Annotated in this window: 21 protein-coding genes; 13 read left to right on the top strand and 8 right to left on the bottom strand. The window is 45.8% G+C overall.

Annotated elements, in window-relative coordinates:
- Positions 1-7: 7 nt before the first annotated feature.
- On the top strand, positions 8-445 hold the full coding sequence (locus KFE96_RS07085; protein ID WP_255835286.1) for a hypothetical protein: 438 nt from the start codon (positions 8-10) through the stop codon (positions 443-445).
- Here the strand turns inward: KFE96_RS07085 and KFE96_RS07080 are convergent.
- Positions 426-2219 carry a winged helix-turn-helix domain-containing protein gene (locus KFE96_RS07080; protein WP_255835285.1) on the bottom strand — a complete coding sequence of 598 codons (1794 nt, stop codon included), beginning with the start codon at positions 2217-2219 and terminating at the stop codon, positions 426-428. The two genes, KFE96_RS07085 and KFE96_RS07080, sit on opposite strands and share 20 nt — an antisense overlap.
- A gap of 171 nt (positions 2220-2390) precedes the next feature.
- Between KFE96_RS07080 and KFE96_RS07075 the strand changes: the two genes are divergently transcribed.
- The 3 genes from KFE96_RS07075 to KFE96_RS07065 all read left to right on the top strand — a co-directional run bounded on the left by KFE96_RS07075 (position 2391) and on the right by KFE96_RS07065 (position 7280).
- Positions 2391-4046 carry an SUMF1/EgtB/PvdO family nonheme iron enzyme gene (locus KFE96_RS07075; protein ID WP_255835284.1) on the top strand — a complete coding sequence of 552 codons (1656 nt, stop codon included), beginning with the start codon at positions 2391-2393 and terminating at the stop codon, positions 4044-4046.
- Between the two features lie 129 nt (positions 4047-4175).
- Positions 4176-4898 carry a hypothetical protein gene (locus KFE96_RS07070; RefSeq protein WP_255835283.1) on the top strand — a complete coding sequence of 241 codons (723 nt, stop codon included), beginning with the start codon at positions 4176-4178 and terminating at the stop codon, positions 4896-4898.
- 162 nt (positions 4899-5060) lie between these two features.
- Entirely contained in the window at positions 5061-7280 is a 2220-nt protein-coding gene (locus KFE96_RS07065) for a patatin-like phospholipase family protein (protein WP_255835282.1), read from the top strand.
- Between the two features lie 52 nt (positions 7281-7332).
- Here the strand turns inward: KFE96_RS07065 and KFE96_RS07060 are convergent, their stop codons facing one another.
- Together KFE96_RS07060 and KFE96_RS07055 are read right to left on the bottom strand one after the other, a co-directional pair.
- Complete coding sequence (locus KFE96_RS07060; RefSeq protein WP_255835281.1) at positions 7333-7761, bottom strand: hypothetical protein; 429 nt, start codon at positions 7759-7761, stop codon at positions 7333-7335.
- A gap of 130 nt (positions 7762-7891) precedes the next feature.
- Positions 7892-8431, bottom strand: coding sequence for a hypothetical protein (locus KFE96_RS07055; protein ID WP_255835280.1), 540 nt, complete (start codon positions 8429-8431; stop codon positions 7892-7894).
- A gap of 105 nt (positions 8432-8536) precedes the next feature.
- Here KFE96_RS07055 and KFE96_RS07050 point away from each other — a divergent pair, with 105 nt between their 5' ends.
- The 3 genes from KFE96_RS07050 to galU all read left to right on the top strand — a co-directional run bounded on the left by KFE96_RS07050 (position 8537) and on the right by galU (position 11513).
- On the top strand, positions 8537-9157 hold the full coding sequence (locus KFE96_RS07050; RefSeq protein ID WP_255835279.1) for a 2OG-Fe(II) oxygenase: 621 nt from the start codon (positions 8537-8539) through the stop codon (positions 9155-9157).
- A gap of 178 nt (positions 9158-9335) precedes the next feature.
- Positions 9336-10607 carry a hypothetical protein gene (locus KFE96_RS07045; protein WP_255835278.1) on the top strand — a complete coding sequence of 424 codons (1272 nt, stop codon included), beginning with the start codon at positions 9336-9338 and terminating at the stop codon, positions 10605-10607.
- Positions 10608-10646: 39 nt separating this feature from the next.
- On the top strand, positions 10647-11513 hold the full coding sequence (galU, locus tag KFE96_RS07040) for a UTP--glucose-1-phosphate uridylyltransferase GalU (protein ID WP_255835277.1): 867 nt from the start codon (positions 10647-10649) through the stop codon (positions 11511-11513).
- A gap of 54 nt (positions 11514-11567) precedes the next feature.
- Here galU and KFE96_RS07035 read toward each other — a convergent pair whose 3' ends face one another.
- The 4 genes from KFE96_RS07035 to KFE96_RS07020 all read right to left on the bottom strand — a co-directional run bounded on the left by KFE96_RS07035 (position 11568) and on the right by KFE96_RS07020 (position 15667).
- Positions 11568-12035, bottom strand: coding sequence for a glyoxalase/bleomycin resistance/extradiol dioxygenase family protein (locus tag KFE96_RS07035; RefSeq protein WP_255835276.1), 468 nt, complete (start codon positions 12033-12035; stop codon positions 11568-11570).
- A gap of 9 nt (positions 12036-12044) precedes the next feature.
- Positions 12045-13478 (bottom strand): mannose-1-phosphate guanylyltransferase/mannose-6-phosphate isomerase, encoded by a 1434-nt coding sequence (locus KFE96_RS07030; protein ID WP_255835275.1) that lies wholly within the window; start codon positions 13476-13478, stop codon positions 12045-12047.
- Positions 13479-13544: 66 nt separating this feature from the next.
- Positions 13545-14504, bottom strand: a complete 960-nt coding sequence (locus KFE96_RS07025) for a hypothetical protein (protein ID WP_255835274.1) — start codon at positions 14502-14504, stop codon at positions 13545-13547.
- Positions 14501-15667, bottom strand: coding sequence for a glycosyltransferase (locus KFE96_RS07020; RefSeq protein ID WP_255835273.1), 1167 nt, complete (start codon positions 15665-15667; stop codon positions 14501-14503). Before KFE96_RS07020 ends, KFE96_RS07025 begins: the two co-directional genes overlap by 4 nt.
- A gap of 121 nt (positions 15668-15788) precedes the next feature.
- Between KFE96_RS07020 and rfbC the strand changes: the two genes are divergently transcribed.
- The 6 genes from rfbC to KFE96_RS06990 are packed head-to-tail and all read left to right on the top strand — an operon-like array spanning position 15789 to position 24522.
- The gene (rfbC, locus tag KFE96_RS07015) at positions 15789-16352 is read left to right on the top strand and encodes a dTDP-4-dehydrorhamnose 3,5-epimerase (RefSeq protein ID WP_255835272.1); all 564 of its coding nucleotides are present in this window, start codon (positions 15789-15791) and stop codon (positions 16350-16352) included.
- Between the two features lie 15 nt (positions 16353-16367).
- A complete protein-coding gene (rfbB, locus tag KFE96_RS07010; protein WP_255835271.1) occupies positions 16368-17417 on the top strand; it encodes a dTDP-glucose 4,6-dehydratase in 1050 nt (349 codons plus the stop codon).
- 1 nt (position 17418) lies between these two features.
- Positions 17419-18318 (top strand): dTDP-4-dehydrorhamnose reductase, encoded by a 900-nt coding sequence (gene rfbD / locus KFE96_RS07005; protein WP_255835270.1) that lies wholly within the window; start codon positions 17419-17421, stop codon positions 18316-18318.
- Between the two features lie 42 nt (positions 18319-18360).
- Positions 18361-19239 carry a glucose-1-phosphate thymidylyltransferase RfbA gene (rfbA, locus tag KFE96_RS07000; RefSeq protein ID WP_247014939.1) on the top strand — a complete coding sequence of 293 codons (879 nt, stop codon included), beginning with the start codon at positions 18361-18363 and terminating at the stop codon, positions 19237-19239.
- 15 nt (positions 19240-19254) lie between these two features.
- Entirely contained in the window at positions 19255-21531 is a 2277-nt protein-coding gene (locus KFE96_RS06995; protein WP_255835268.1) for a glycosyltransferase family 2 protein, read from the top strand.
- Positions 21532-21564: 33 nt separating this feature from the next.
- Positions 21565-24522, top strand: coding sequence for a glycosyltransferase (locus KFE96_RS06990; protein ID WP_255835267.1), 2958 nt, complete (start codon positions 21565-21567; stop codon positions 24520-24522).
- 37 nt (positions 24523-24559) lie between these two features.
- Here the strand turns inward: KFE96_RS06990 and KFE96_RS06985 are convergent, their stop codons facing one another.
- Entirely contained in the window at positions 24560-25228 is a 669-nt protein-coding gene (locus tag KFE96_RS06985; RefSeq protein WP_255835266.1) for a sulfotransferase, read from the bottom strand.
- Positions 25229-25238 lie beyond the last annotated feature (10 nt).

Raw genomic sequence — 25238 nt, 5'->3', positions numbered from 1 at the left:
AGATACTATGCTGAAGCTGGTCCTTATCTTAAACGCTCTATGGTTTGCTTCAGCTTTTCACGTTTTCCACATCCGCCGGGAAATTTTTGCAAAAATCGTTGTCCCAAAGGAACACCGAGACACTCCTGTGTTTCAAACACTTATCGCGACGGGGCCGTTTCTTGGCGGCTTTAACCTGGCGCTCTCAATTTTGAATATTCTGCTTCTGATATTTATCAGCGATTTTGATAAAGATATTCAGTGGGCTATTTTACTTTTGGTAAATGCTGTAGCCCATGGTTCACAGTTTGCCGGAAATGCACCCACCGCTCTTGCAAACAGGCGCGGCGAAGGTGTTTGGAATGTATTTAAGGGCCTGATGCTGTTTATCTTTGTCATTGATTTCACAATGATGGTCTTTAATGGTGTATTATCAATTTCATACTTTATGACACACCAAGGGTAGCGAGCTGTTCCTTACGCCAACCTTTCCAGCGCCCCTTCAGATTACTTTGAAAATACTGCCTGTATTCCGCTGCTTTAATCTCGTCACCCATCGTCACAGCATGCTCAAGCAACATAAGAGCGGCATAAACACCCACCCAGCGATCACCGCTTACACGAGCGATATTAAACGCAGCCTCAGCTTCAGCCAGCGCTTTTTCAGTATTCCCTTGTCCAAAATAGATATTAGCCTTGAGTTTATGGCTGGTGGCATCATGCTCTACCTGCTCAGACACATTAAAAGCTTCGTCCCAGTTCTCTTCACTGATCAATATTTCTACAAGGTTATCAGCCGCGCTTTTAAGCACCCATGTATTTTCCGGTGTTTCTGGCCTCTTCAATGCTTGCCGATACCAGTTTTTCTGCTCTTCAACATTTTCCGAAAACAGGGCAAAATGATAATCCACCAGCATAAAATGTGACCTATCAAAACGGTAATCCAGCATCAAACGCTTCGCCTGATAGAGATAATCATATTTATCCTGATGTTGCGCCAGCTTGCCTGCCATAATGGAAAGAAGCGTGTATGCTCTCACTTCCTTAACGGGCTCCTGTGCCATTCGGGCCAAAGATGCCGCTTCAAGAAGCAAACGCTTAATCTCCGGATACTCACGTTCCGTGATGGCAACCTCTGCCAATGCTTTCAAAACTTCTGACTGAATGAAAAGCAAATCAGCTCCGGAAGCGATAGCAGCAGCCTCCCTTAGATATGGCTCTGCGTTCACAAACTGGCTTAGTGCAAGTGCGCGTTTCCCTTTAAGCATAAAACCAATAGCCTGATAGGCAGGCTCTTTTCGCACATCATCCATACCAAGAAGGGCATCAATATAAGCACCCGCAACATCTTGGTTTTCTTCTTCCAGATGCCGCCTGATGAGAGAAATTAATATATCAATATCCGCCGGGTTCTCGCTATGCAGAAGCTCAAGTTCTGATGTAACTAATGCCTCATCTTCAAGGCTGAAATATTTGGATACGGTGATCCGCTGAATTTGTAGCGCTGCTGCTTCCGCAAGTTCTTTCGGAGACGATGCAATAACAAGAGCTTCCCAATTCCTGTATATCCCCTGAATGCGGTACGAAAGTATATATTTTCCCGTCTTCTGGCGAAGCATGCCAGACATTAACAAGCCATCATTATCAAGCTGCAATTTTGATCGCTCAATGAATGAGGAATTCAAAAACTGTATGGCGGAAATATCATCAGCTTCAACTGTTTGAGCAACCTCAGACAGGCGCTGATTAATGGTTTGCACTTCATCAGTCATCAACCCTTCATGCCGCTCTATGATTGGAATGAAATTGATGTTTTCTGTGAATACCTTCTCTGCGTTATCTGACTGGGAAAAGAAAAACACAAAAATTATACTGATTAACGAAAGCCCCCAGACATAAGGAAACCAGATTTTCTTTTTTTGTGGAAGCGGAGGTGTACCCGGTATTTTTTCTTCATCAAAGGGTATTTGCCACTGATACCCCCGCTTTGAGAAAGTTTTGATAGCATCACTAGCGATCACGTTCCGCAACTTGCTGATATTCTGGAAAACCACCTGTTCTGATACGGCGCGCCCTTCCCATACTTTATCAAGAATATCTTCCTTGCTGAAAATGGTTTGCGGCTCACTGATAAAAAGTGCCAAAAGCTCAGTTTGCTTTTGCGTAAGCGATACAGGTTTACCAAATTTAAAAAGCACTTTCTGCTTTTCATCAAATCTGAAATCCCCAAACAAAACCATCTTATTCAATCGCCTTACACTTCCTCAAACCGGGCTGCGCCACACTATAGATTTCACCCGATATTTTTCTATCATTTTTCTATTTTCTGTATTTTTAAGAATTTCAATAGGATTTCCAACGGTTTGCTCACCATGCTTCGCACCAGAGTTACGTACAGCAAGGAAACGAGTATGCAGAAAATAACAAAATACATCCCGCTAGCAGCAGCTGCGCTGCTTGGCGGTATCAGTGCGCAGGCACAGGAACCTATCGAACCGATTATGGTAACTATCCCTGCAGCTACATTTGAAATGGGCAGTGAAGATCAGGAAACAACAAAACCCGTTCACACAGTTAATTTGAAAACATTCAGCATGGGGATTTACGAAGTAACGGTGAAAGAATACCGCCGCTTTGTGGAAGCCACAAATTATGATGCCCCACAAAACTGCCGCCACGAGGTAGATGACTGGATGAAGCCTTTTTCAGAAGGCAGTTGGGACAGTAATTTCCCAACCCGCAGTGAATATATGCCTGTTGTATGCATTGGCTGGAAAGGCGCAAATGCCTATGCAGAATGGATTGCGAAAGAAACCGGAAAACCTTATCGCCTGCCATCAGAGGCGGAATGGGAATATGCAGCCCTTGGCGGTGCTCGCACCAAATTCCATTTTGGTGATGATCCAGACGGCACTGAAATATGCGCTTATGCAAATACATCAGATTTAGCTGGTGAAAACTTCCTCCAGCGCTCGACAAACACAAGTTATGTGAATTTTGCTGGCGGTAAATTCAACTGTGTTGACCATGAAGGTTTCACTGCCGTCGTGGGCACTTATAAGCCAAATCAATTTGGCCTCTATAATATGATCAGCAATGTGTTTGAATTTCTGGCAGATTGTTATCACCCCAACTATGAAGGTGCGCCCACGGATGGCCGCGCTCGTACAGATGGCACATGTGAACGCCGTGTGGTGCGCGGCAACAGCTGGCACTGGAAAGCTAACCCTCTAACCCACCGTGCGGGTTTCAGTGATTTTGTTGGCGGCATAGAAGGCTTCCGCCTTGCACTGGACGGTGAAGCACCTGCGAAAACAGCTGAAACTCAGCTCTTTGAAACTGAACTGGCTGCAGAGCAAACCCGTGCAAAAAAACGTTATGCTGCAACACCTGCATATCCGGCAACTGTTCAAAACCTCAAACTAGACCAAAATGAAAATATGGTAACTCTCAGCTGGGATGCAGTTGCTGATGAAGGCTTTCATACATACCGCGTCTACCGAAACTTCTTCGAAGGTGGCAGGTACCGTTTGATTGCAGATAACCTTATGAAACCTGTTTTCCGGGATGCAAACGCGGAACCACACATTTATGAATACCGTGTGGTTGCAGTTCAGGAAAACCGTCAAGGCGACTACAGCAATTCTGTTATCACCAAAGGAGGCTGGATTCCTCTTACCAGCCGTCTGGAAGCCGAGCATTTCAGTAAGGCAGAAGGCACCACCCCTGCTTATTCCCACGATGAACACCGCTTAGCTGCTGGTGTCACTGGCCGCGGCGGTATCGGTGAAAACGCTGTATTAGATTATCAGGTGGATATTCAAGAAGGTGGAACATTCGAATTATCTCACCGTGTAGCAAGCATACGCGACGGTAAAGGCTTTGAGTTATGGCTTGATGGCAAGAAACTAGCTACCAGCAAAATACTCAACACTGGCGGGTACTGGGAATGGAAGACGCAACCGGGAGATACAATAAGGTTGACAGCAGGTAGGCATCACCTTCAAATAAGGTCGCTTGATACTAACTGGAAACTAAACTGGATTGGTTTCGCCAAAATCAGTTAACAGTTGATCTCAAGTATGAGAGCGCGGTCGCTCTGCTCGCGTCGCGCTCTCAGCCCCCTTTCAAGCAAGAGAGTGTTTACTTTCCTCCTGTATCCTTGGTTTAGAAACCGTTAGCCAAGGTCGCATCCGATGAAAGTTTTCCTCGTTGTTCTTGTGTTGCTAGTATCCTCTATCACTGTTCGAGCAGATGATTTTTTTAAGTTCCACGCTCCTAATATCCAGTATCTATACGGAAATAACTTTGAGCTTGGTCCCAATGAACGGCATATCATCACACTCGAATATGCCAACGCCTTCAAATATGGTGATTTCTTCGCCTTTTCTGATTTATCTTTTCCAAACGGTGGTGATTTCAACCACTATACAGAAGGTATTCTCCGCCTAAGCTTCAACAAAATGACAGAATCAAAGCTGAAGCTTGGTCCTTTCAGTGATCTATATCTCGCAGGCTCGCTTGAACTTCCTAAAGGCAAAAACCCGCGCTATCTTTATGGCCTTTCCACAGATATCAATGTTCCCGGCTTCAATTTCCTTCGCCTTATTGCCTATATCCGCGACACCCCAGACTTACCCGGTAGCACACACCAAATTACAGCAGTCTGGAACCTTCCTTTTAAAATAGGAAAGGTCTCCTTCCTAACCGAAGGTGTAGCAGATTTCGCAGGCAGTGAAGGCCATACCCGCGCTAACCAGCTTATTATTCCAAGGCTTCTGGTAGATACCGGCGCCCTATTTTTTGAAAGGCCAGGCAAGCTGTTCGCTGGCATCGAATTTCAGTATTGGCATAATAAATTTGGCATAGAAGGCATCACTGAATCAGTTGTGCAGTTTCAGCTGAAATGGAACTTCTAAGGCGCCATCTTAGTTTGAGTTCCAATCGCTGCCATAATCTTATGTTTCCGTTCCCTCAAGAACCAGATATGAAGAGAGTCTGGATAAGGGAATGAAGCGGATATCTTACGGATGGTGTGTTTTAAAACATCAGTAAAAAGGCTGGCCTCAGCGGCGTGCCTTATGGGGCTATTATCAACATCACTCACGGCAGACAGCCACGACCAAGAACAAGAGGTAGAGCGCCCTAAAATCGGCCTTGTGCTATCTGGCGGCGGCGCTAAAGGCGCGGCACACATCGGAGTGCTAGAGCAGCTTGAAGCCATGAATGTGCAGGTAGACTGTATTGCCGGCACCAGTTTTGGAGCCATCGTTGGCGGGTTATACGCTAGTGGTGTTTCCGTGGACGAGATGAAAAAATCCCTTCAGGATATTGATTGGGATACGGTGCTTTCAAACAGTATTCCTCGCCAACAGCAAACCTTCCGCCGAAAGCAAGATACCGATAGCTTCCTGATCCCTTACCAGTTCGGCGTAGTAGACGGCAAAGTAGTGAACCCACCTGCCTTTATCGATAACGCTAACCTGAGCCAGGTGATAAGGGGCTTGCTGAAAAGCAGTCACGGCAATATTGATTTTGATAACCTTCCCATCCCGTTTCGTGCAGTAGCCACTGATTTTTCCAACGGTAGTGAAGTGGTTCTAGGGGACGGTAATCTGGCAGATGCTATTGTGGCCTCTATGTCAGTTCCTAGCCTGTTCCCTGTGTTTGAACTGAACGGTAAGTTGTTGGTGGATGGCGGCATCGCTAACAACGTACCTGTATCCGTTGCCCGTAATATGTGCGCAGACCGGGTGATTGTAGTGAACCTTGCAGTCGACCCAGAAAAAGATGCCCACGAAAACCGCGGCATAACTGGTGCACTTAAACAAATTTCAGCGCTTCTAACTTACCAAAATGCTCGCATCCAACTTGCTTCCATCAACGAAGAAAGCGGGGACATTATCATAACCCCAGATATGGAAGGCTTTAGCTTTACCGATTTCAAGAAAACCCTTGAAATTGCCGCTGTTGGCAAGGAGGCCGCAGAACAAGTAGAGAGCAAGTTGGCCGCCTACAGCGTTGATGATACCCAGTGGGCTGCCTTCGCTGAAGCACGGGAAGCTAAAACTCAGCATGCAGACCCATATATCCGGGAAATCCAGATCACAAACGACAGCCCTCTTGCCACTGCGAAGCTTGAGGCGTTCCTCGGTATAACCGCTGGCGATAAATTAGATAAAGCAAAGCTAGAAAGAGGGCTGAGCCAGCTATACGGTCTCGGGTATTTTGACCGCATAAAATACACTATTGATGAACACGAACTTGGCGGCAGCAAGTTGGCGATTGATGCCAAGTACCGGGAATGGGCTAAAGATACACTCCGCTTTGGTGTTGCTTTTGATGATAACTTTAACGGTGAAAGTTCCGTCCAGCTTAGTCTTCAACACACGCGAAACGGCCTCAATGGTCTTGGCGGTGAATGGCGGAATGAAGTGGAAATTGGCTCTAACCAGCGCCTGCAAACTCAGCTTTACCAACCACTAGACTATAAAGAAAAACACTTCTTGCAGGCCACTGCCCGTTTCCAGCGCACGGGCGTCCCATTCCGGGATGAAGACGGCATCATTGCATTCGAACTCGGAGCAAACGTGCTTGATTTCAGTTTGTCAGCAGGCCGAAACTTTGGCCAGTGGGGTAGTTTTTCTGTTGGTGCCGCTTATAGCTTAATTGATATTGAACGTAGAAGCGGCCTTATTACAGATCCTCAGTTACAGGCTATTATTGATAACGACATCGTAGACGATATCGGGGCTTTCGCTAATTTCCGTATTGATACACTTGATAGCCTCACCTTCCCTCGTAAGGGTATGATCCTGAATGCCAATTATATTGTTGATGTTGGCCAGGGAGATGCCTTTTCTAACGGATCATTGCAGCTTGAATTCGCAGCAGCAAAAAGCTGGGGCCGAAATACACTTGCATTCTTCTCAGAATTCGGAACGAACTTCTCAGATAACGAAGAATTCCAAAATGTGTTCCAGTTAGGTGGCTTTAGAAGCCTTTCCGGTTTCTCAAGAAATGAACTGGCTGGTTCACACATCACACAGGCAGGCCTCACCTTCTATCGCCGCATGGGCGATGATAGCAAAGTACTATTTGATTCTCCGCTCTATCTGGGTTTCAGCTCAGAAATTGGAAACGTATGGGCTGATCTGGATGATTTCAGCGCCGATGACCTGATACTGGGCGGAACTTTATTCGCAGGCGTTGAAAGTCCGATCGGCCCTATCTTTATAGGTGGCAGTCATAACAACGCAGGCCGAACATCCTTCTTCCTGTTTATCGGTGGGATCTTCTAAATAAAAAAGGCGGCTTAAAGCCGCCTTATCTTTCTTGCTAAAGAAATATACCCTAGCTGCGCGGTGTCATCGTAATACGAATATCTGTAGCGCGAGAGCCGCGTTCAATCATAATAACCACCACTCTGTTCGGCTTTGTATACACCAGCATGATATCTTCATCCTGAAGTTCGCTGATCAAGTTCCATCCTACCGAAGGCATATTATCGAGGAAAAAACGAACCACTTTCGAGGAAGACCCTTTTGTGGAAGCAAGGATACGGCCATAAGAATTAACGCCACTGCCTGTAAGAACAGTTTTATCTGTATTCACCTTTGTGCCAGCAGGCAGGCGTACATCACCCACAAGCGGTCCCTGTTGAAGGGTAATTTCTTCAGGTGGCTGAACACCTGTACCTTTATAGTTATCAACATCTTCCTGCGCGGAAGCACCAAATGAAATAAAGGCAACAGCAAGTGCGCCAATAAACATGCGAACCATCATTCGCTCCCTGAAATAACTTAACCTGCGATGATCTTAGAGCAGAAAAACCACTTCTGTCATCCGCTTTCTACTCTCAGCCCTTTCACAAAGGGCTGATTTCGCTAGGATAAACATAAGTGTGGCAAGATCATGAAGCCGTTTCTTGCGGCTTTAACTTGCGGAATAATTGAACGGCGATAAACAGAACCACAATCGCTTCAAAGAGGAATACACTGCTCCATTTGGCCGTAGAAAGCGTAGCTGTAATACTGGCCTGTTTTTCAGGAATGTTCGGAAAATTATAGATCATAGCAGTGATCATAGAGTTTTCAGTAAAATCCAGCATTGCTGTGATTACTGGAATAATAGCCAAAATGCGGAATTTTTCGTTCGGGCTTAATCTATATATCAAACCCACAAAAAAACTGCCGTAGATGAAAGGGTAAGCCATATCTATGAAGCTACTACCCCATTTATAAAACTCTCTGCCATCAGCGCCCAAACCATCCAAGACCTGCATAACAGTTATCGCATCATAGCTGAAACGTGCATCAAGTGTTTTCACGCCGTTATATGGCAGGTTTGGAAACACCAAAAACATCATAGCAGCGCTCAGGATACCCGTAACCACAAGTACCTTTGTTGATGAAAGTTTCTTACAAATCGTTTCTAAAGCGGAATCGCTCATCATTTCCCCCATAACTCCCCCAACACTTTGAATATAGGGCAGCATATGCTTTACTATTGTAAATTACAAATTTTAGGCTGTAGCCTGCAGCTTATAGGGGGATTTATGCAGCGTGCTATCATTGACCTAAGTGTGGAGCCTCGGGTCTATTCCGTAGACAGTTTTCTGTCTTCAATGGAATGTAAACATCTAATTTCATCCGCAAATGGTGCTGGAATGAAACGTGCCAAAGTTTCGGGCGTGGATGAAGGACAGGTTTCTCAGGCGCGTACGAATTCCGTTTGCTGGCTGGATCATAGCCATGATCTGGGCACCAAACGCATTGCCTCTCGCATTGCAGGGCTTTTGGGCCTGCCTATCAACTATGCGGAACGTTTTCAGGTGATCCACTATGAAAAGGGTCAGGAGTATCGAGCTCATTTTGATGCCTTCAATCCACAAGAACCATCAGCCGTGCGTAACATGAAAAACTGGGGGCAACGACTTATCACTGTTCTTGGATATCTGAATGATGTGCAAAAAGGCGGTGAAACCGAGTTTCCAAAACTGGATATAAAAGTGCCTGCAGAACGAGGAAAGCTACTGGTTTTTCATAACTGTACGCCAGGTACCAAAACAAGACACCCCAAAAGCCTGCATGCTGCCTGCCCGGTTTTAGAAGGAGAGAAGTGGGCTTTTAACCTTTGGTTCCGTGAAGGCCCATACCAACATAATGCTGATAGCTGATGTGTCGCACAAGTGTAACAATCTGCATTTACTTGCTAATTGATGGTCATACTTATAAAATCTGCGGTATTGCTAGTAAATGTTGACTATTTGGTTAAGATTATATTCAGTCACGGTTTCATAGTTGGGCGACTGTAAATCGGCTTCATGCCACTCAATTGATATATTAAGGATAAAAATGTTTAGCTATTCATTCGGCGATAGCAGCGCACTGGATCAATTTGATAAGCTTGGTCTTAAGAATGCGTATTTAGCAAACCTAGAAAAAGCAACAAAGTTCGCGACAAATTTTGCCGCAGATGACTTTTTACCATTCGCCCGCCAAACATCTGATGCAGCAGATATGGTTGGCATTCGTGAGCTATCAAGCCATATTCGCAACAACTTTACAGATTTGATTGTACTTGGCACAGGTGGTTCCAGCCTGGGTGCGCAAGCTGCTATTGCTATCGCCCCCTACCAAGGCGCTGCAGGCGTTGATATTCATACGCCAGACAGCCTTGATCCATTTTTGATGGACCGCCTGTTCAACCGCCTTAATCCGGCACGCACACATATTATTGCTATCTCAAAATCTGGGACAACAGGTGAAACACTGGCACAGCTTCTTGCTTGCCGCAGCTGGCTTGAACGTGCGGTTCTGATCAAACCGATCAAGGATCATTTCTCTTTCATCACAGAGCCGGGTGAACGCGCCCTTCGCACTTACGGCGAAGATATGGGTAGTATTATTTTGGATCATCCAGATGATGTTGGTGGCCGCTTCAGCGTACTGACAAATGTAGGTATGCTACCAGTTGCGGCTTCTGGCCTATCTGTTGAAGGCTTCAGAAACGGCGCAGCTGAAGTATGCCAAGATTTCGCAAACAATCCGGAAACAGCAGTTGCTGTTGTAGGAGCAGCAGCCACACAGACCCTTTCCGAACATCGAGGCATTTCCCAAATTCTTTTAATGCCATATGCAGAAAGCCTTCGTTCTTTCACACGTTGGCACGGGCAGCTTTGGGCAGAAAGCCTTGGTAAAGATGGCCTTGGCACAACGCCTGTTCGTGCCGTTGGTCCTGTTGATCAGCACAGCCAATTGCAACTGTATCTGGACGGTCCAAACGATAAGTTTTGTACGATTGTAACAATTCCGAGTTACGGAAAAGGTCCGCGCATTGATCCAGAAGAAGCCCGTAAATACGGTTTGGATTATATGGCGGCTCGCACCATTGGTGACATGGTTACCTGCCAGAGTAAGGCAACGCAGGATACCCTGCGTTCAAAGGGCAGAATGGTACGGGAACTTGTTGTTGACGGCCTGACAGAGGAAAACCTTGGTGGTTTATTTATTTCCTTCATGCTGGAAACAGTGGTGACAGCGCACCTAATGGGCGTTGACGCCTATGACCAACCAGCGGTAGAAGAAGGAAAAAGACTTACTCGTAAATACCTAGGTGAATTATAATCGCCTAATTACGGAAGACATTTCCTTTAGGATATACTCATGATTAAACCCGTTAAGAAAATTGTATTACCAGTAGCAGGCCTCGGCACTCGTTTCCTACCTGCTACTAAAGCTATTCCAAAAGAAATGCTGCCTGTGCTTGATAAACCGCTTATTCAGTATGCGGTTGAAGAAGCGCTTGAGGCAGGCATTGAAGAAATCATTCTGGTTACAGGCCGCAACAAGCAAGTGATGGAAGATCATTTCGATCATGCTTATGAGCTTGAGCGTATCCTGCAGGAAAAAGGCAAAGAAGAAGCGCTGGAAATTTCACGCTCTATGCTTCTTGAAGAGGGTCGCATCACATACGTTCGCCAAATGCGCCCACGCGGTCTTGGCCATGCTATTTGGTGTGCACGCTCTTTTGTGAATGACAGCCCATTTGCCGTTGCCCTTCCTGATGACCTTATCAAAGGTAAACCAGGTGTATTGAAGCAGATGATCCAAGCCTACAATGAAGTTGGTGGCAATATCATCGCGACAATGGATGTAGCCAAGGAAGATACAAGCAAATACGGCGTGATCACCCCAGGGGAAAGCAGTGGCAAGCTGACGGAAGTTAAAGGCCTTGTGGAAAAACCTCACCCAGAAGATGCGCCATCCACAGAAGCCGTGGTGGGCCGCTATATTCTTCAGCCTGAAGTGATGGACCACTTGGCGGCCAAAGAAATTGGTGCAGGCGGTGAAATCCAGCTTACGGATGCGCTTGATAAGCTTATCGGCAACCAGCCTTTCCATGCCCTTAACTTTGAAGGCAAACGCTTTGACTGTGGTAGTAAAATTGGTTGGTTGATGGCGAATCTTTCAATGGCAGGAGATGATCCAATCCTCGCCTCTCAGATGCGCCAGTTGATTACATTCCAATAATCCTTCACAAAATAACAAAGAAAAGCCCGCATCCATATGATCGCGGGCTTTTTATTAATTGGCAGTTCTACGTTCAGCATTCACTTCATCGGCACGGCGCTGCATTTCCTCATCTGCAACATCTTCGATATGGCTAGCGATAAACCATGTGTTACCGCATGGGTCGGTCACACCGCCATGCCTGTCACCATAAAACATATCCATGGGCGGCATCATTTCAACACCACCTGCCTCCAGCGCTCTCGCGTGGCAGGCATCTACATCTTCAACATAACAGTAAAGCGAAGTTGGAGCTGGCGCATTGCCATCTCGCGCATCAGCAACAAACACACGGCTTATTCCTACAGTTATATCTGCGTTCATGATGAGCCGTTCGCCGCCCGGCCCCTCATCCCCATAAACAAGTCCGTTAACTTCCGCGCCAAATGTATGCTTCAGAAAATCGATCACTTTTCTAGCGTTTGAAACCACCATAAAAGGCGCAACGGTTGAATATCCCTCTGGTACACGGTCAACAGGCATTATCGCCCCCTATTTTTCGTTTTCCCGATTAAAATCATCCTCAAGGCGGACTATATCATCTTCGCCCAGATAACTACCAGATTGCACTTCAATTAGCCTCAGCGGGATTTTTCCCGGGTTATAAAGACGGTGCACCGCTCCAACTGGCAAATAAACACTTTGGTTTTCAGTGAGAAGCATTTCTTCTTCATCGCGGGTTACGACAGCAGAGCCTTCTACAATCACCCAGTGCTCGGCCCTGTGGTGGTGTTTTTGAAGGCTTAAGCGTTTGCCCGCATAAACCTCAATTTCTTTCACCTGATAGCGGTCACCCATTGCTAGTGTTCGGTAATTACCCCAAGGGCGGTAAACGGTGGAATGGAAATCGGCTTCAGCCCGTTTACCGGCTTTCAGTTGTTCCACTACCTTTTTCACATCCTGATCGCGGTTTTTATTAGCAATCATCACCGCATCATCAGTGGCAACAACAACCAGGTTTTCAACACCTACTGTGGCAATCAAATGCCCATCACCGTGAACGAAGGTATTTTTAGTATCTACAGTGAGCACATCGCCCACAGTTACATTGCCATCTGCATCCGCATCTTGAACACCTGCAAGTGCTGAGAAACTGCCCACATCTGACCAGCCAAATTCAGCGGGTACCACCGCCGCACGGTGAGTTTTTTCCATAATGGCATAATCTATACTGTCGGCTGGAACCGCGCCAAATTCACTCTCTCCCATACGGAGGAAGTTCAGATCTGGCTTTGCGCTATCAAGCGCTGCCTCACAGGCAGTGAGCATCTCAGGCTGCAGCTTTTCGAATTCTTCAAGAATTGTGGAAGCAGCAAACATAAACATGCCACTGTTCCAGCTATAGCCACCATCCGCGAGGTAAGCTTCTGCTGTTGCTATATCTGGCTTTTCTTTAAAGCTTTCAATAACACATGCGCCTTTAGCGCCTGCAATAGCCTCACCGGCTTGAATATAACCATATCCGGTTTCTGCTCGTGTCGGTGTCATACCAAAACATACGAGATATCCCTTTTTAGCGGCACACGCAGCTGCATTCACTGCCTTGTGGAAGCCCGGTGTATCCAGAATTACGTGATCGGAAGCCAGAAACAGTAAAAGCGCATCAGGATCAGTTTTTGCAGCTTGTAATGCGGCAACGGCAATAGCAGGAGCAGTGTTTCTACCCACGGGTTCAAGCACAACTGCTTGCAGTTCAATACCTGCTTTATCTGCCTGTTCATTCACGATGAAACGGTGATGTTCATTAGCCACCACAAGCGGTGTTCCAAAGCCGTAATTTGAGCCAACCCGTTCAAGGGCCTGCACAAACAAACTCTTCTGTCCAAGCATGGGAAGAAACTGTTTTGGAAATTTTGACCGCGACATTGGCCAAAGTCGAGAACCGGACCCACCTGATAAAATCACAGGATAGATGGTCTTTTTCATAAAAAATCTCCAAATAAACAGATATATAAATATTCTATGCGAATTAACGGATGAAACAAGCGTTCGCTATAAATAACTTTGAACTTCTTCCCGGGAAATAAATTGGGAAACAGGTTCAATTTCAACAAGGGGCATTTCAGGGTTTCGCTGAATTTCAAAGGCACCACCACACGCCTTTTGAGCCAATGATAGTGCAAGTGTACGGCGTGCCAACGTGCCGTTACCTTTTATAGTTATTGTTTTGATTTTATTCTGCCTTGCATAGGCAGTGAGCATCAAAACTTCGCTTAGCAACCAACGGGATAAAAGACCATCTGAAGAGCTATCCCCACTTAAACTCTGGGCATAGTCCCATATTTGATGTTCAGCTTTATAAGGTTGTTTGGGCACCGGAATTTTAAAACCTCGTTCAACCAATTTACGAGCATCAATACAAGTTTCCAGCAAACGTCGATCTTCCGGCATACGCCAAAGATAAACCATACGCGCTAAAATATCACTCGTATCGCTATATCGTTTTTCTTCTGTCGCTTGAACGAGCAGTTTACCAAGCGTTGCTCTGTCACGGGATAAGCGTTCTTGTTCGCCATTTGGACTTGCCTGCGATTTTTGTAATTTCAATTTGGCAGACAAGCCAATCTTCACACCTTTTATCAGGCGGCAGATTTTGGCCACAGCAAAAACAGCATCCTTCGGGCGCTTTACCCACACCCTTTGAGGAGAAGAAAACTCCACAGGATCAGCAAACAGATAATTTGTGTATTCCTCTGTGGATATTTTAAGCGACTTGCCAAAAGAATTAGTAAAACTCCATTCAATGGAAACTGCGTTTCTTATAGCTTCATGACCGCCCGCAACAATTTCCATATCCAGAAACCAGTTATCCGCACTCCCCACGAAAAAAGAACGGTTCAGCCCTTTACGCGGCAACAGCACTTTCTGCCGCTTCACCGTACCAAAAGCGCCAATCCTTGAAGCCCGAAAATCCCGTTTCCGCAGAGTTCTATATCCAACAAGATCAGTCATGAACGCTCTTTCAGTTCACTGAAAAATTGTTCGGATATAGCATGAGCAGCATTCGCATCAGCCCACCTAAGCAGCTGTTCTTCCAACTGCGGTTTTTGCCCGAGCTTATAAGCTTCGGTACAAGCCGTATATGAACTGGAAAAATCTGCAGGATCAAATTCTGTGATAGCATCCTCTATTTCGTGAAGAGTTGGTTTAATGAAAGACGGTGCAACAACAGGTCTGCCAAAACTGGCTGCTGTCATTACCACGCCTGAATTCAATCCTTTAATATAAGGACAAACTACAACATCGGACGCTTTGAAAAGCATTTGAATATGCTGATCATCCACATGCCCTGCCATGAGCTTTACATCAACCCTCGAGGATGCAAGCCTCAGAATTTCCTCGTAAAAATTACCTAGCCGTGCTTTTCCTGCGACCAATGCAATCGCTTCTCCGTCAAAATGCTTTTGTAGTTCATCCATACCGTGAAGAAATTGTCTTGTGCCTTTTTGAGGCATCAAAGAACCAAACAGCAAAAACACTGGCTTCCCAGCAGGCAATCCAAGTTCAAGCCTCGCTTGGCTTTTTGAAATATAGTCCCCGTAAACACCAGCGTAGGATGGATGTGGCACCTCAAGCAGTTTATGTGTATCCAGCATATAATATGGTGCACATAAAGCTGCAGTTCTGGGATTCATAACATGAATTACATCAGCGAGTTCTGCAAACTGGGCACGTAATTTCATTTCCACCGCTTCATAATGTGAACCGTGTGAAATCACGTTATGGATGGTCCAGATAATTCTGGCTCCGTTACTTTTCAAAGCCTTTGCATCAGCAAGAAACTTTTCGGCAGCGGCTTCAGCTTTTTTTTCTGTCCCAATCTTAGAAAAAATCTGATGTATCCAATGAAAATGGACAGAAAGCTTTAACCCGGATGGCACGTTTTCCAGTTCAGAAAGCTGCGTTACAGCAATCGGCGCCACGCCAAATTGCATCGCGCGAGAATACAGCATCTTCTGAAATGGGTTACTTTCAACACCTGGATGGTAGGCCAAAATCTCGCACTCATCCGCACTGAAACCGGCATCAGACAGCCCAATAAAACCATCCATGCATTTCTCACTGAATGTTCTGAGGTCTACCCCATCATCCCAATGCCGCATAACCGCTGACATAAACGCCGTTTTCTTCCCTGTTGAGCCTAATTCAGAATATATTCATCATGGCTCTTTTATTTGCCAATTACGGTCAGTATAAAGGGCACATTCTTAAAGCCAATAATAATTGGGATATTTTATGCAAGCGGAAGCACTTTCACTACCCGGAGTTTACCTGTTCTCACCCAAAAAGTTTGGTGATGATCGGGGCTTTTTCTCCGAAACTTTTAATGCACGTGCGTTCGAAGAAGTTGTTCCAGGCGTAAATTTTGTACAGGATAACCAGTCCCTGTCCCGTGATGTTGGCGTTATTCGCGGCATGCACTTTCAAACACCTCCTTACACGCAAGGGAAACTTGTGCGTGTAACACGCGGTAAAGTGCTGGATGTTATCGTTGATATCCGTAAAGGCTCCCCGACATACGGCAAACATATTGGGGTTGAACTCTCCGCAGAGAATTGGCAACAACTCTGGGTCCCGAAAGGTTTTGCCCACGGCTTTTGTACACTCGAACCCGATACAGAGTTCTGTTATAAAGTAGACGATTATTACGCACCAGAGCACGATGCAGGTATCGCTTTTGATGATCCCGATCTGGGCATTGAATGGCCGATAGATATTAACACTGCCATCCTTTCAGATAAGGACCGTGCCCAACCAAGATTAAAAGATATTGAAAACCCATTCGTTTTCGAAGGGTAGTTTAGGAATTTATCGATGAAAATTATTGTAACAGGTGGTGCAGGATTTATTGGCTCAGCGGTATGCCGCCATTTAGTAAAAGACCTTGGCTACACAGCAATCAATGTTGATAAGCTAACCTACGCAGGCAACCTTGAAACTCTCAAGGAAATTGAAGATAGCGAACTCTATCATTTTGAAAAAGTAGATATCTGCGACCGAAATGCCCTTGATGAAGTATTTGCGAAGTACCAACCTGATGCTGTAATGCACCTAGCGGCTGAAAGCCACGTAGACCGTTCCATCACTGGTGCTGGCGAATTTATTCAAACCAACATCGTTGGTACATTTAACATGCTTGAGGCTGCCCGTGCTTATTGGCTGGGCCTTCGAGAGGTTGACCAAAAGGCATTCCGTTTCCTTCATGTATCAACAGACGAAGTATACGGCAGCCTTGGTGACGAAGGTTTGTTCCATGAGACAACACCTTATGACCCAAGTTCACCTTACTCTGCCTCTAAAGCATCTGCGGACCATCTGGCAAATGCCTGGCACGAAACATATGGTTTCCCTGTAGTAATTTCCAATTGCTCAAATAACTACGGCCCATACCACTTCCCGGAAAAGCTTATCCCGCTGGTAATCCTGAATGCTCTTGATGGCCACCCTCTTCCGATTTATGGCGACGGTTCCAACGTACGCGACTGGCTCTATGTGGAAGATCACGCGAAAGCACTTTTCACCATTATGAGCAAAGGCCGTTTGGGCGAGAAATATAATGTGGGCGGCCGAAACGAACGCACTAACCTTGAAGTGGTAACACGTATCTGCGAAATCCTTGATGAAGTACGCCCGAAAAACAGGCCATATGCCGAGCAGATTACTTATGTAACCGACCGACCGGGCCATGATGCACGCTACGCCATTGATGCAACAAAGCTTGAAGACGAACTTGGCTGGAAAGCTGAAGAGAACTTCGATACCGGCATCAAAAAAACAATCCAGTGGTATCTGGATAATGAATGGTGGTGGGCGCCGCTTCGTAGTCACGCAACTGAGCGCAAAGGCGTACTGAAGGAAGATTAATATGACCCGCATTTTTGTTGCAGGTTCATCTGGCCAAGTTGCGCTTTCTCTCAAGGAAGCGGTAGAGCATAAAGGCATTACGCTTACCACTGCGGGTCGGCCTGATTTTGATCTTACAGATCCGGATGGTATGCGTGCTGCCATAACAGCGTTTCAGCCAACAGCGATTGTTAACGCGGCTGCCTACACTGCTGTGGATGCCGCGGAAGATAACGAAGAAGCTGCAAATGCGATTAATACCGAAGGTCCGAGAACTCTTGCAGCTATTGCAGCAAGCATAGAGGTGCCTTTCATTCACATCTCTACCGATTATGTTTTTGATGGCGATAAAGATGATGCTTATGTGGAAACTGATCCCGTATCGCCGCAAGGGGCTTATGGGCGCAGCAAGCTTGCTGGTGAGATAGCAGCAACTGCATCAAACCCGAATAGCATCATTCTGCGCACAGCTTGGGTTTACAGCCCTTTTGGGAATAACTTCCTTAAAACAATGCTTAAACTTGCTCAAAACCGAGATGAACTAGGAATAGTTGCGGACCAATACGGCAACCCAACCTATGCTGTTGATATCGCTGAAGCCATTTTGGAAATAGTACAACAGTTAGATGCTGGAAAACCGCTTGCTAATGTCGCGGGTGTTTACCATCTCGCTGGCTCCGGAGATACGAATTGGCATGGCTTTGCCTCCTTCATTTTTGAAGAAGGCCACAAATACGGACACCCCGTACCAAAGGCAAATGCAATCTCGACAGCGGAATATCCAACACCTGCCAAACGCCCAATGAACAGTCGGCTTAATTGTGATAAAGTTCAGGAAGCGTTCAGTATTACGATGCCAGATTGGCGCGAAAGCACAGCAAAATGCGTAAAACGCCTTTTCGGTGAAGGCCAGCTAGGCTAAAGAAGTATTTAAACAAGTTATTTTAGAATTCGGGGAAACACTATGAAGGGTATCATTCTGGCTGGCGGCTTAGGCACGCGCCTCTACCCTCTTACAAAATCAATCAGCAAGCAGCTGTTGCCAATTTACGATAAGCCGATGATTTATTATCCGCTCACCACACTTATGCTGGCGGGCATCCGGGAAATCTTGATCATCAGCACACCACAGCACCTGCCACTCTACCGTGATCTTCTGGGCGATGGTAGCCAGTGGGGCATCAGGCTTGATTATGTCGTGCAGGAAACACCAGCAGGCCTTGCCCAAGCTTTCCTTCTTGGCGAACAGTTTATAGACGGCCAACCTTGTGCGCTCGCGCTCGGTGACAATATTTTCTATGCCGCAGGTTTCACTCAATATCTCCAACAGGCTGGCAGTGTTGAAAAAGGTGCGTACGTATTTGCCTATCCTGTTGGCAACCCGGAAGCCTTCGGTATCGTGGAAATGGACGAAAATGGCCGCGCATTAAGCGTGGAAGAAAAACCGACTAATCCGAAAAGCAACCTCGCAGTAACTGGCCTTTATTTTTATGATAAAGATGTGGTTGATATCGCGAAAGAAGTTAAGCCTTCTGCACGCGGTGAACTGGAAATTACCAGCGTAAATGATGCTTACCTTCAGCGCGGTGACTTAAACGTTATCAAACTTCTACGTGGTACCGCATGGCTTGATACCGGTACTGTCGATAGCCTGTTGCAGGCGAGCCAGTTTGTGCAAACAATTGAAGCGCGCCAAAGCCTGAAGATTGCATGCCCGGAAGAAGTGGCTTGGCGCTCAGGTTTTATTGATGACAGCAAACTTGAAGAAGAAGCTGCAAAATATAAAAACAGCTACGGTGAATATCTTTCCAACCTGCTGAAATTTGAAAGTCGCAGCCAGTAGGTTGCGGCAGATGTTATGTTTGGTCTCACGAAAAAAGCCAGAAAGCATTGCAGCAAGGAAGATGTCAGAGGCTTCCTGCTCATCTTTCTGGGCCGTGAACCCAAGCATGAAAGCGATATCAGCCGTAGAGAAGGCAAGCCCGTTGCCAGCGTTCTAAGCGGCCTTATCAATTCAAAAGAGTTTATCTATGGGGTTTTACAGCCCCTGTCACTCGGCAAACCACTCGCTTGGATGCCCTATTCTGCTGAACAGCAAAAGTTGGTTATTCAAACCGTAAAAAAACATTTCGGTACCAAAATAAAATCGGTGGAGCACCGTACAAAGGCATTACTAGCCATAAGCAACAACTGGCGTTTCCTACAGATTATAGATAATGGCCCCTCAGGCTATTCAGCAGCAGACTTTGCCACACGCATTGAAAGCTATTTTGGTCACCAACCTGCTCCGGTTCTTGGCGTGATTGAAGATATTAGAGGCAATGAATGTTTTGGCTATGCTCTAGATTTGAGCCGTAAAGGGGAAAGCCTGCGACTGGATTTCTATTTGAACGGTACATATGTTGGCACTACTGAGGCTGACGATCTTCGGCGTGATGTTGAGGAGCAGCACCCGGGCTTTAAACACACAGGCTTTACCTTCACGGTAAACATACCTGAACATCTTGCCAAGCTGGATCATTTAATTCTTGCGGTCTTCGATCACGCAACCGGTGCCCCAATATGTCCTGCTCGCGCTATTCCTAACATGGGCACTTCATATCCGCTTAACATTGTTCGCTTTACAAATGCGCTTGAGCATGCAGCACAACAGAGCCCTGAAAACATCCAGCAGCAGATCGAGTTTATTCAAAATGCATTACCAGACTTGAAAAATTATGCTGCGATCCCCGTTGCGGCCTATTCACAATCAAAGCATTTATTGCAGGAAACCACCGCCAAGCCACAGACAGCTATAGCGTTAAAACTTTATGCTGGCGAAGGCCTTTCAGCAACCGATGGTGCTGAATATTTCTTTCAGGAAGCGGCTCTAAAAAACCCGAGTGCTGTTATCTTTTTTTCAGATCACGAATGGATGGAGAAAGACGGCACCCTCGTTCCTATTTTCAAGCACAGTTTTGATTATGAAGAACTACTGACAAGAGCCTCTTATGCCAATGCGTTTGCAGCAAAAGAAGGGGTTTTCCCAGAAGGCATGAAGCCCCATGATATGTGGCTTAAAGCGTATGAACAATTTGGCGAACAAGCGTTTGCCCATGTTCCCCATATGCTCTTTGAAGCAAAACAAACATGTATCGCTTCAGTAAGTGAATACAAACGAGCTGTTGAAGCACATTTCGCGAGAACAACTCCAGATGCCAAACTTGAACTGGAAGCCAATGATCCATATGCCGGTGTCGCAGCAGAAACTGGCTATATAAAATGGCCATTGCCTGCGAAAAACCCATTGATGGCGATTATCATTCCCATGCGAGACGCGCTTGATCTTACGCGGAACTGTATCAAAAGCCTCCGAAACACCTTGCAGCATTCCTACGACACCGAAATCATCATTGTGGACAACGGCAGTGTAGAAGAAGACACAAAAGACTGGCTAAGACGAGTGGATGCAATGGACGGTATTCGTGTGCTTTTGCACGATGCTCCATTCAACTGGGCCGAGCTCAATAATCTTGCCGTACAGGCTACTGAAGCTGAATACCTGTTGTTTTTAAATAACGATACAATCGCACTGGATTACGGCTGGGATCATATATTACGGGGATATCTCAACCGACCTACTGTTGGTGCTGTTGGTGCGCGCCTACTGTTTGAAGACGGCACTTTGCAATATGGCGGATACATTCTTGATCCCGATAATATTGTACTGAAAGAGGCTTATGGTGAAAGCCCGAACCAAAGCTATAATCGTCGGTCACAGTTACCGCACCAAACATCAGCGCTCATTGGAGCCTTTCTGGCCTGTCGCCGAAATACTTATGAAAAAGCTGGTGGATTTGATGCAGAAAACTTGCCTGTCGCCTTTAATGATGTGGATTTCAGTCTGGCTGTCTCCAAAATTGGGCTAAAAAATATTTATGTGCCTGCAATCACATTCCAGCACTTGGAATCTAAAAGTCGTGGCTATGATGCACAGGATACTGCGAAAAAAATTCGTGAAAATACCGAACGAGAAAAAATACGTCAAAAATGGGCGCATTTGTTAGTTGCAGACCCCCACTATTCTCCCGTACTACTACGGCAAGAACCAACGCACACTTCCATTTTAAAGCGCCCAAACCAGAACCAAAAATAATAAGCACTAACGAATACGCTACGCGGACCTATTATGAAGAAGATTATCAAATCTATCGCCAACCCTTTTGCACATAAAAAGAACACTAAAAAGGTTCTAAGGCAGTCTGGGCTTTTCAATGCTGAATGGTATGGTGCAAAGTATCCAGATGCGGTTGAAGAAAACCAAGATCTTCTCGAACATTTCATCATGATCGGGGACGAAAAAGGCTATAAGCCAAACCCATACTTTGACCCTGACTGGTACCGTAGCCAAGCCCCGGGTGCGCGTAGGCCTGATGTAAATTCGCTTGAACAATACTTGGAAACCGGTAGCAGGCACGGCAAAAACCCATCACCGCTGTTTTCATCAAAGCTGTATATCGAAAATTATCCTGAAGTAACGTCTTTTAAAGGTACCCCACTTGAACACTTTATCCATGTTGGTCAGTTTAAAGGATATATAGCTTTCCCAACCACACTGCAGTTTCGGGAAAACGGTGCTAAACTGGTCAAAGATATGGTGGCGATCAACAGTAGTGGCCTGTTTCTGGAAAACTGGTACCGCCAATATTATAAGGATCTGTGGGAGTATGATGGAAGCCTGCTGTTTCACTTTGTTACCGAAGGCCATATCCATAACCGCCAACCAAACCCGCATTTCAATACTGGTTGGTATAAAGTGTTTCATTACGACCATATCGGCAAAGAGAACCCTGTAGTCCACTATATTAATGCCCCCAAGACCAAGTTTGATCCTGCCCCTGATTTCAGTAACGGTGAGTACTTCAAGAAACACAAGGAACTGGACACAGAAACAGATGATCCGCTCCTTCACTTTCTAAAGAACGGCCCGGTCTGGGGAACAAAAAAAGCGGTTACGGAAAAAACCAAAGATAAAAAAGCCCCCAAAAACAAGGTTCGGGCAAAGGCCAAGCTACCTGTGCCAGAGCGGCTCCGCAGTATGCTGGATTACCAAAAGGCCGAACTTGCACCAGCCTCTCTTGATTTTAAAAGCAGCAAGCTGAAAATTCATTGGGTGATCCCTGATTTCGCACCCGGCGGCGGCGGTCATATGACTATTTTCCGTATGGCAAGCTTTTTGGAACGTCAGGGCCATAAGCAGACAATCTGGATCAACGATCCGAACCATCATGCCAACGAGGAAAAAGCAGCAGATAATATTCTGAAGCATTTTCAGCAATTTACTGGCAAGGTGAAATTTCTGGATAAACGCTTTAAAAAAGCCAAAGGCGATGTAATTATTGCAACCGATTGCTGGACGGTATGGCCCGTGTTATCAGCCAGTAATTTTAATCGACGCTTTTATTTTGTGCAGGATTTTGAGCCAAGTTTCCATGCAATGGGGAGCTATTATTTAGCTGCCGAACAAACATATTATGAAGATTTAGACTGCATTTGCGCCAGCCCATGGCTTTCCAAATTGATGGAAGAAAAATACGGCCGCTGGGCACGCCCATTCTGGCTGGCTGCAGATACAAAACTTTATCATCCAGTATCAAAGAAAAAACCAAACAAACACCCGCGTATTGCCTTCTATGCCCGCCATTTCACAGCACGCAGAGCTGTTGAACTAGGTATGCTTGCGCTTGAAGAACTAGCGAAACGTGGCGTTGATTTTGAAGTAGATTTCTTTGGCGCTGATCTGGATTTACAGGCGGCCCCGTTCAAGTTTAAAGATCACGGTGTTGCTTCCCCTGAAGAATTGGCTGTTCTTTTCCAGAAAGCTGATATTGGTGTCGTTTTCTCGGCGACCAATTATTCGCTCGTCCCTCAGGAAATGATGGCGTGCGGCTTGCCTATTGTGGAACTCAAAGGTGAAAGTACCGAATGTATTTTCCCTAAAGAAACAGTAAGTTTGGCTGAACCACACCCGGCTAAAATTGCAGACGCTATGGAAGCCCTAATTCTCAATGAAAAGAAACGGCAAAAGCAATCCATTGCAGCCAGAGAATGGGTAAACAGTTTCAGCTGGGAAGCATCAGCAGAGCTTGTTGAAAATGCTATCATTGAGCGCCTATCGGAAATCGGGAACGATATTGCTCCCAAGGAGAAAGCCCCGAAGGCTCGTAAAAGTAAGGCATCTGTTGTTATCCCCACACTAAACGCTGGCCCTATCCTGGACAAGGTTTTAAAGGCTACTACGGAGCAAAACACCCCTTGGCCATATGAGATACTAGTAATCGACAGTGGTTCAACTGACGGCACACTGGAAACCATTGCAAAATACCCATCGGTTAAACTGCATCAAATTGATAAAAAAGATTTCAATCACGGTGGCACAAGGAACCTGGGTGTTGAACTGACAGAGGGCGAATTTATCGCTTTCCTCACCCATGATGCGCTACCAGCCAATGAAGACTGGCTCTATAACCTGGTATCATCCATTGAAAGCAACCCAAATGCGGCTGGCGCATTTGGCAGACACTTGCCATACCCAGAAGCAACTGAGTTCACCCAACGAGACCTGAACGCCCATTTCAAACATATGGCTTTAGCACCGCTTAGCGTGCACAAAGACACAAACAAGAAACGTTACGCAGATGAAGAAGATGTTCAGTGGAAGCAGCTTCTGCATTTCTATAGCGATAACAACAGCTGTATGCGCCGAGATGTATGGGAAAAAATTCCGTACCGTGAAACCAAGTTTGGCGAAGATCAGGTATGGGCTGATGACATCATCAAAGCAGGATATACCAAGGTGTATGCTGTACGTTCAATTGTCTATCACAGCCATGATTTCACGCCTGAAGAAAATCAGGAGCGCAATATGATTGAAGCTGCGTTCTTCAAACACTTCTTTGGATACAAGCTGATCGGTACTGAGAAAGAACTTCAAAATACACTCGAAGATTTAAATAAATCTGATAGAGAATGGGGCGAGAAAAACGGTGTAACACCAAAGATTATTGAAGACCGCATGCTGCAGAATGAAGCACGCCTTCGGGGATATCTTGAAGGCTGGAAAGCCGATACAAAGGATATGTTCTAGTTGCAACAAAAAAGGGGCTAAATGCCCCTTGTCTAATCTACACGCCAGTGTGGCTTAACCTTCGTCCAGTTATCTCAGCTATCCTGTCCTCTTCAAAAGGCTCTCCTAGGAAATCAAAAAGTGCCTTAAAAGCCTGAGGGTTGTTCCTAGTTTCATCATATGACATCTGAATGCAGCGATCAGGATATTTCTTCCCGTACTCTGCGTACATATGATCGCAGTTTTCCACAATCCCCTTTACTACATCTGGGTTCATGGAAGCCCACCAGCCGGATTTTGATACATCTTCCCAGTTGCGTACATTGAAAATAAATTTGCAGGGAGCAAGATTTTCATGGATAAAATTGAGGTAATCTTCAAACTTGTCTGGCCCAGCTTCATGGAACCGGATTTCTTTAAACCCAATTACCCTCGCATCTCTTGGCGGCTGGATAATTTCCTCAACAAACAATTCTGTTAGTTTTTTTGAAAACCGTTCTGGCACAATCTTGTCTGCGCCATACCATGGGTCTTCCGGGCTATGTTCTTTGTTACCGTGTTCATAACGGCTGGAGTATGCAGCGCTAGATGCCCCAAAAAGGGAATAAAGCACATTCATATTCTCCCCGCAGATATGATACCCTGGGATAGACTGCAACACAGTTTGCAAGACCGTAGAACCAGAACGGCCATAGGTAACAATACAGACAAAAGGTGGATTTTTCATTTTAGAACTA

Origin of the sequence: Kordiimonas sp. SCSIO 12603, from assembly GCF_024398035.1 — a bacterium.
GTDB lineage: Bacteria > Pseudomonadota > Alphaproteobacteria > Sphingomonadales > Kordiimonadaceae > Kordiimonas.
The sequence above is the reverse complement of the archived record's forward strand: the minus strand, read 5'-3'. Positions and strand labels throughout refer to the sequence as shown.

Bases quoted from the DNA above. Each gene is read 5' to 3' on its own strand.
- KFE96_RS07085 (WP_255835286.1), top strand. From the start codon at position 8: ATGCTGAAGCTGGTCCTTATCTTAAACGCTCTATGGTTTGCTTCAGCT.
- KFE96_RS07080 (WP_255835285.1), bottom strand. From the start codon at position 2,219: ATGGTTTTGTTTGGGGATTTCAGATTTGATGAAAAGCAGAAAGTGCTT.
- KFE96_RS07075 (WP_255835284.1), top strand. From the start codon at position 2,391: ATGCAGAAAATAACAAAATACATCCCGCTAGCAGCAGCTGCGCTGCTT.
- KFE96_RS07070 (WP_255835283.1), top strand. From the start codon at position 4,176: ATGAAAGTTTTCCTCGTTGTTCTTGTGTTGCTAGTATCCTCTATCACT.
- KFE96_RS07065 (WP_255835282.1), top strand. From the start codon at position 5,061: ATGGGGCTATTATCAACATCACTCACGGCAGACAGCCACGACCAAGAA.
- KFE96_RS07060 (WP_255835281.1), bottom strand. From the start codon at position 7,761: ATGGTTCGCATGTTTATTGGCGCACTTGCTGTTGCCTTTATTTCATTT.
- KFE96_RS07055 (WP_255835280.1), bottom strand. From the start codon at position 8,431: ATGAGCGATTCCGCTTTAGAAACGATTTGTAAGAAACTTTCATCAACA.
- KFE96_RS07050 (WP_255835279.1), top strand. From the start codon at position 8,537: ATGCAGCGTGCTATCATTGACCTAAGTGTGGAGCCTCGGGTCTATTCC.
- KFE96_RS07045 (WP_255835278.1), top strand. From the start codon at position 9,336: ATGTTTAGCTATTCATTCGGCGATAGCAGCGCACTGGATCAATTTGAT.
- galU (WP_255835277.1), top strand. From the start codon at position 10,647: ATGATTAAACCCGTTAAGAAAATTGTATTACCAGTAGCAGGCCTCGGC.
- KFE96_RS07035 (WP_255835276.1), bottom strand. From the start codon at position 12,035: ATGCCTGTTGACCGTGTACCAGAGGGATATTCAACCGTTGCGCCTTTT.
- KFE96_RS07030 (WP_255835275.1), bottom strand. From the start codon at position 13,478: ATGAAAAAGACCATCTATCCTGTGATTTTATCAGGTGGGTCCGGTTCT.
- KFE96_RS07025 (WP_255835274.1), bottom strand. From the start codon at position 14,504: ATGACTGATCTTGTTGGATATAGAACTCTGCGGAAACGGGATTTTCGG.
- KFE96_RS07020 (WP_255835273.1), bottom strand. From the start codon at position 15,667: ATGTCAGCGGTTATGCGGCATTGGGATGATGGGGTAGACCTCAGAACA.
- rfbC (WP_255835272.1), top strand. From the start codon at position 15,789: ATGCAAGCGGAAGCACTTTCACTACCCGGAGTTTACCTGTTCTCACCC.
- rfbB (WP_255835271.1), top strand. From the start codon at position 16,368: ATGAAAATTATTGTAACAGGTGGTGCAGGATTTATTGGCTCAGCGGTA.
- rfbD (WP_255835270.1), top strand. From the start codon at position 17,419: ATGACCCGCATTTTTGTTGCAGGTTCATCTGGCCAAGTTGCGCTTTCT.
- rfbA (WP_247014939.1), top strand. From the start codon at position 18,361: ATGAAGGGTATCATTCTGGCTGGCGGCTTAGGCACGCGCCTCTACCCT.
- KFE96_RS06995 (WP_255835268.1), top strand. From the start codon at position 19,255: ATGTTTGGTCTCACGAAAAAAGCCAGAAAGCATTGCAGCAAGGAAGAT.
- KFE96_RS06990 (WP_255835267.1), top strand. From the start codon at position 21,565: ATGAAGAAGATTATCAAATCTATCGCCAACCCTTTTGCACATAAAAAG.
- KFE96_RS06985 (WP_255835266.1), bottom strand. From the start codon at position 25,228: ATGAAAAATCCACCTTTTGTCTGTATTGTTACCTATGGCCGTTCTGGT.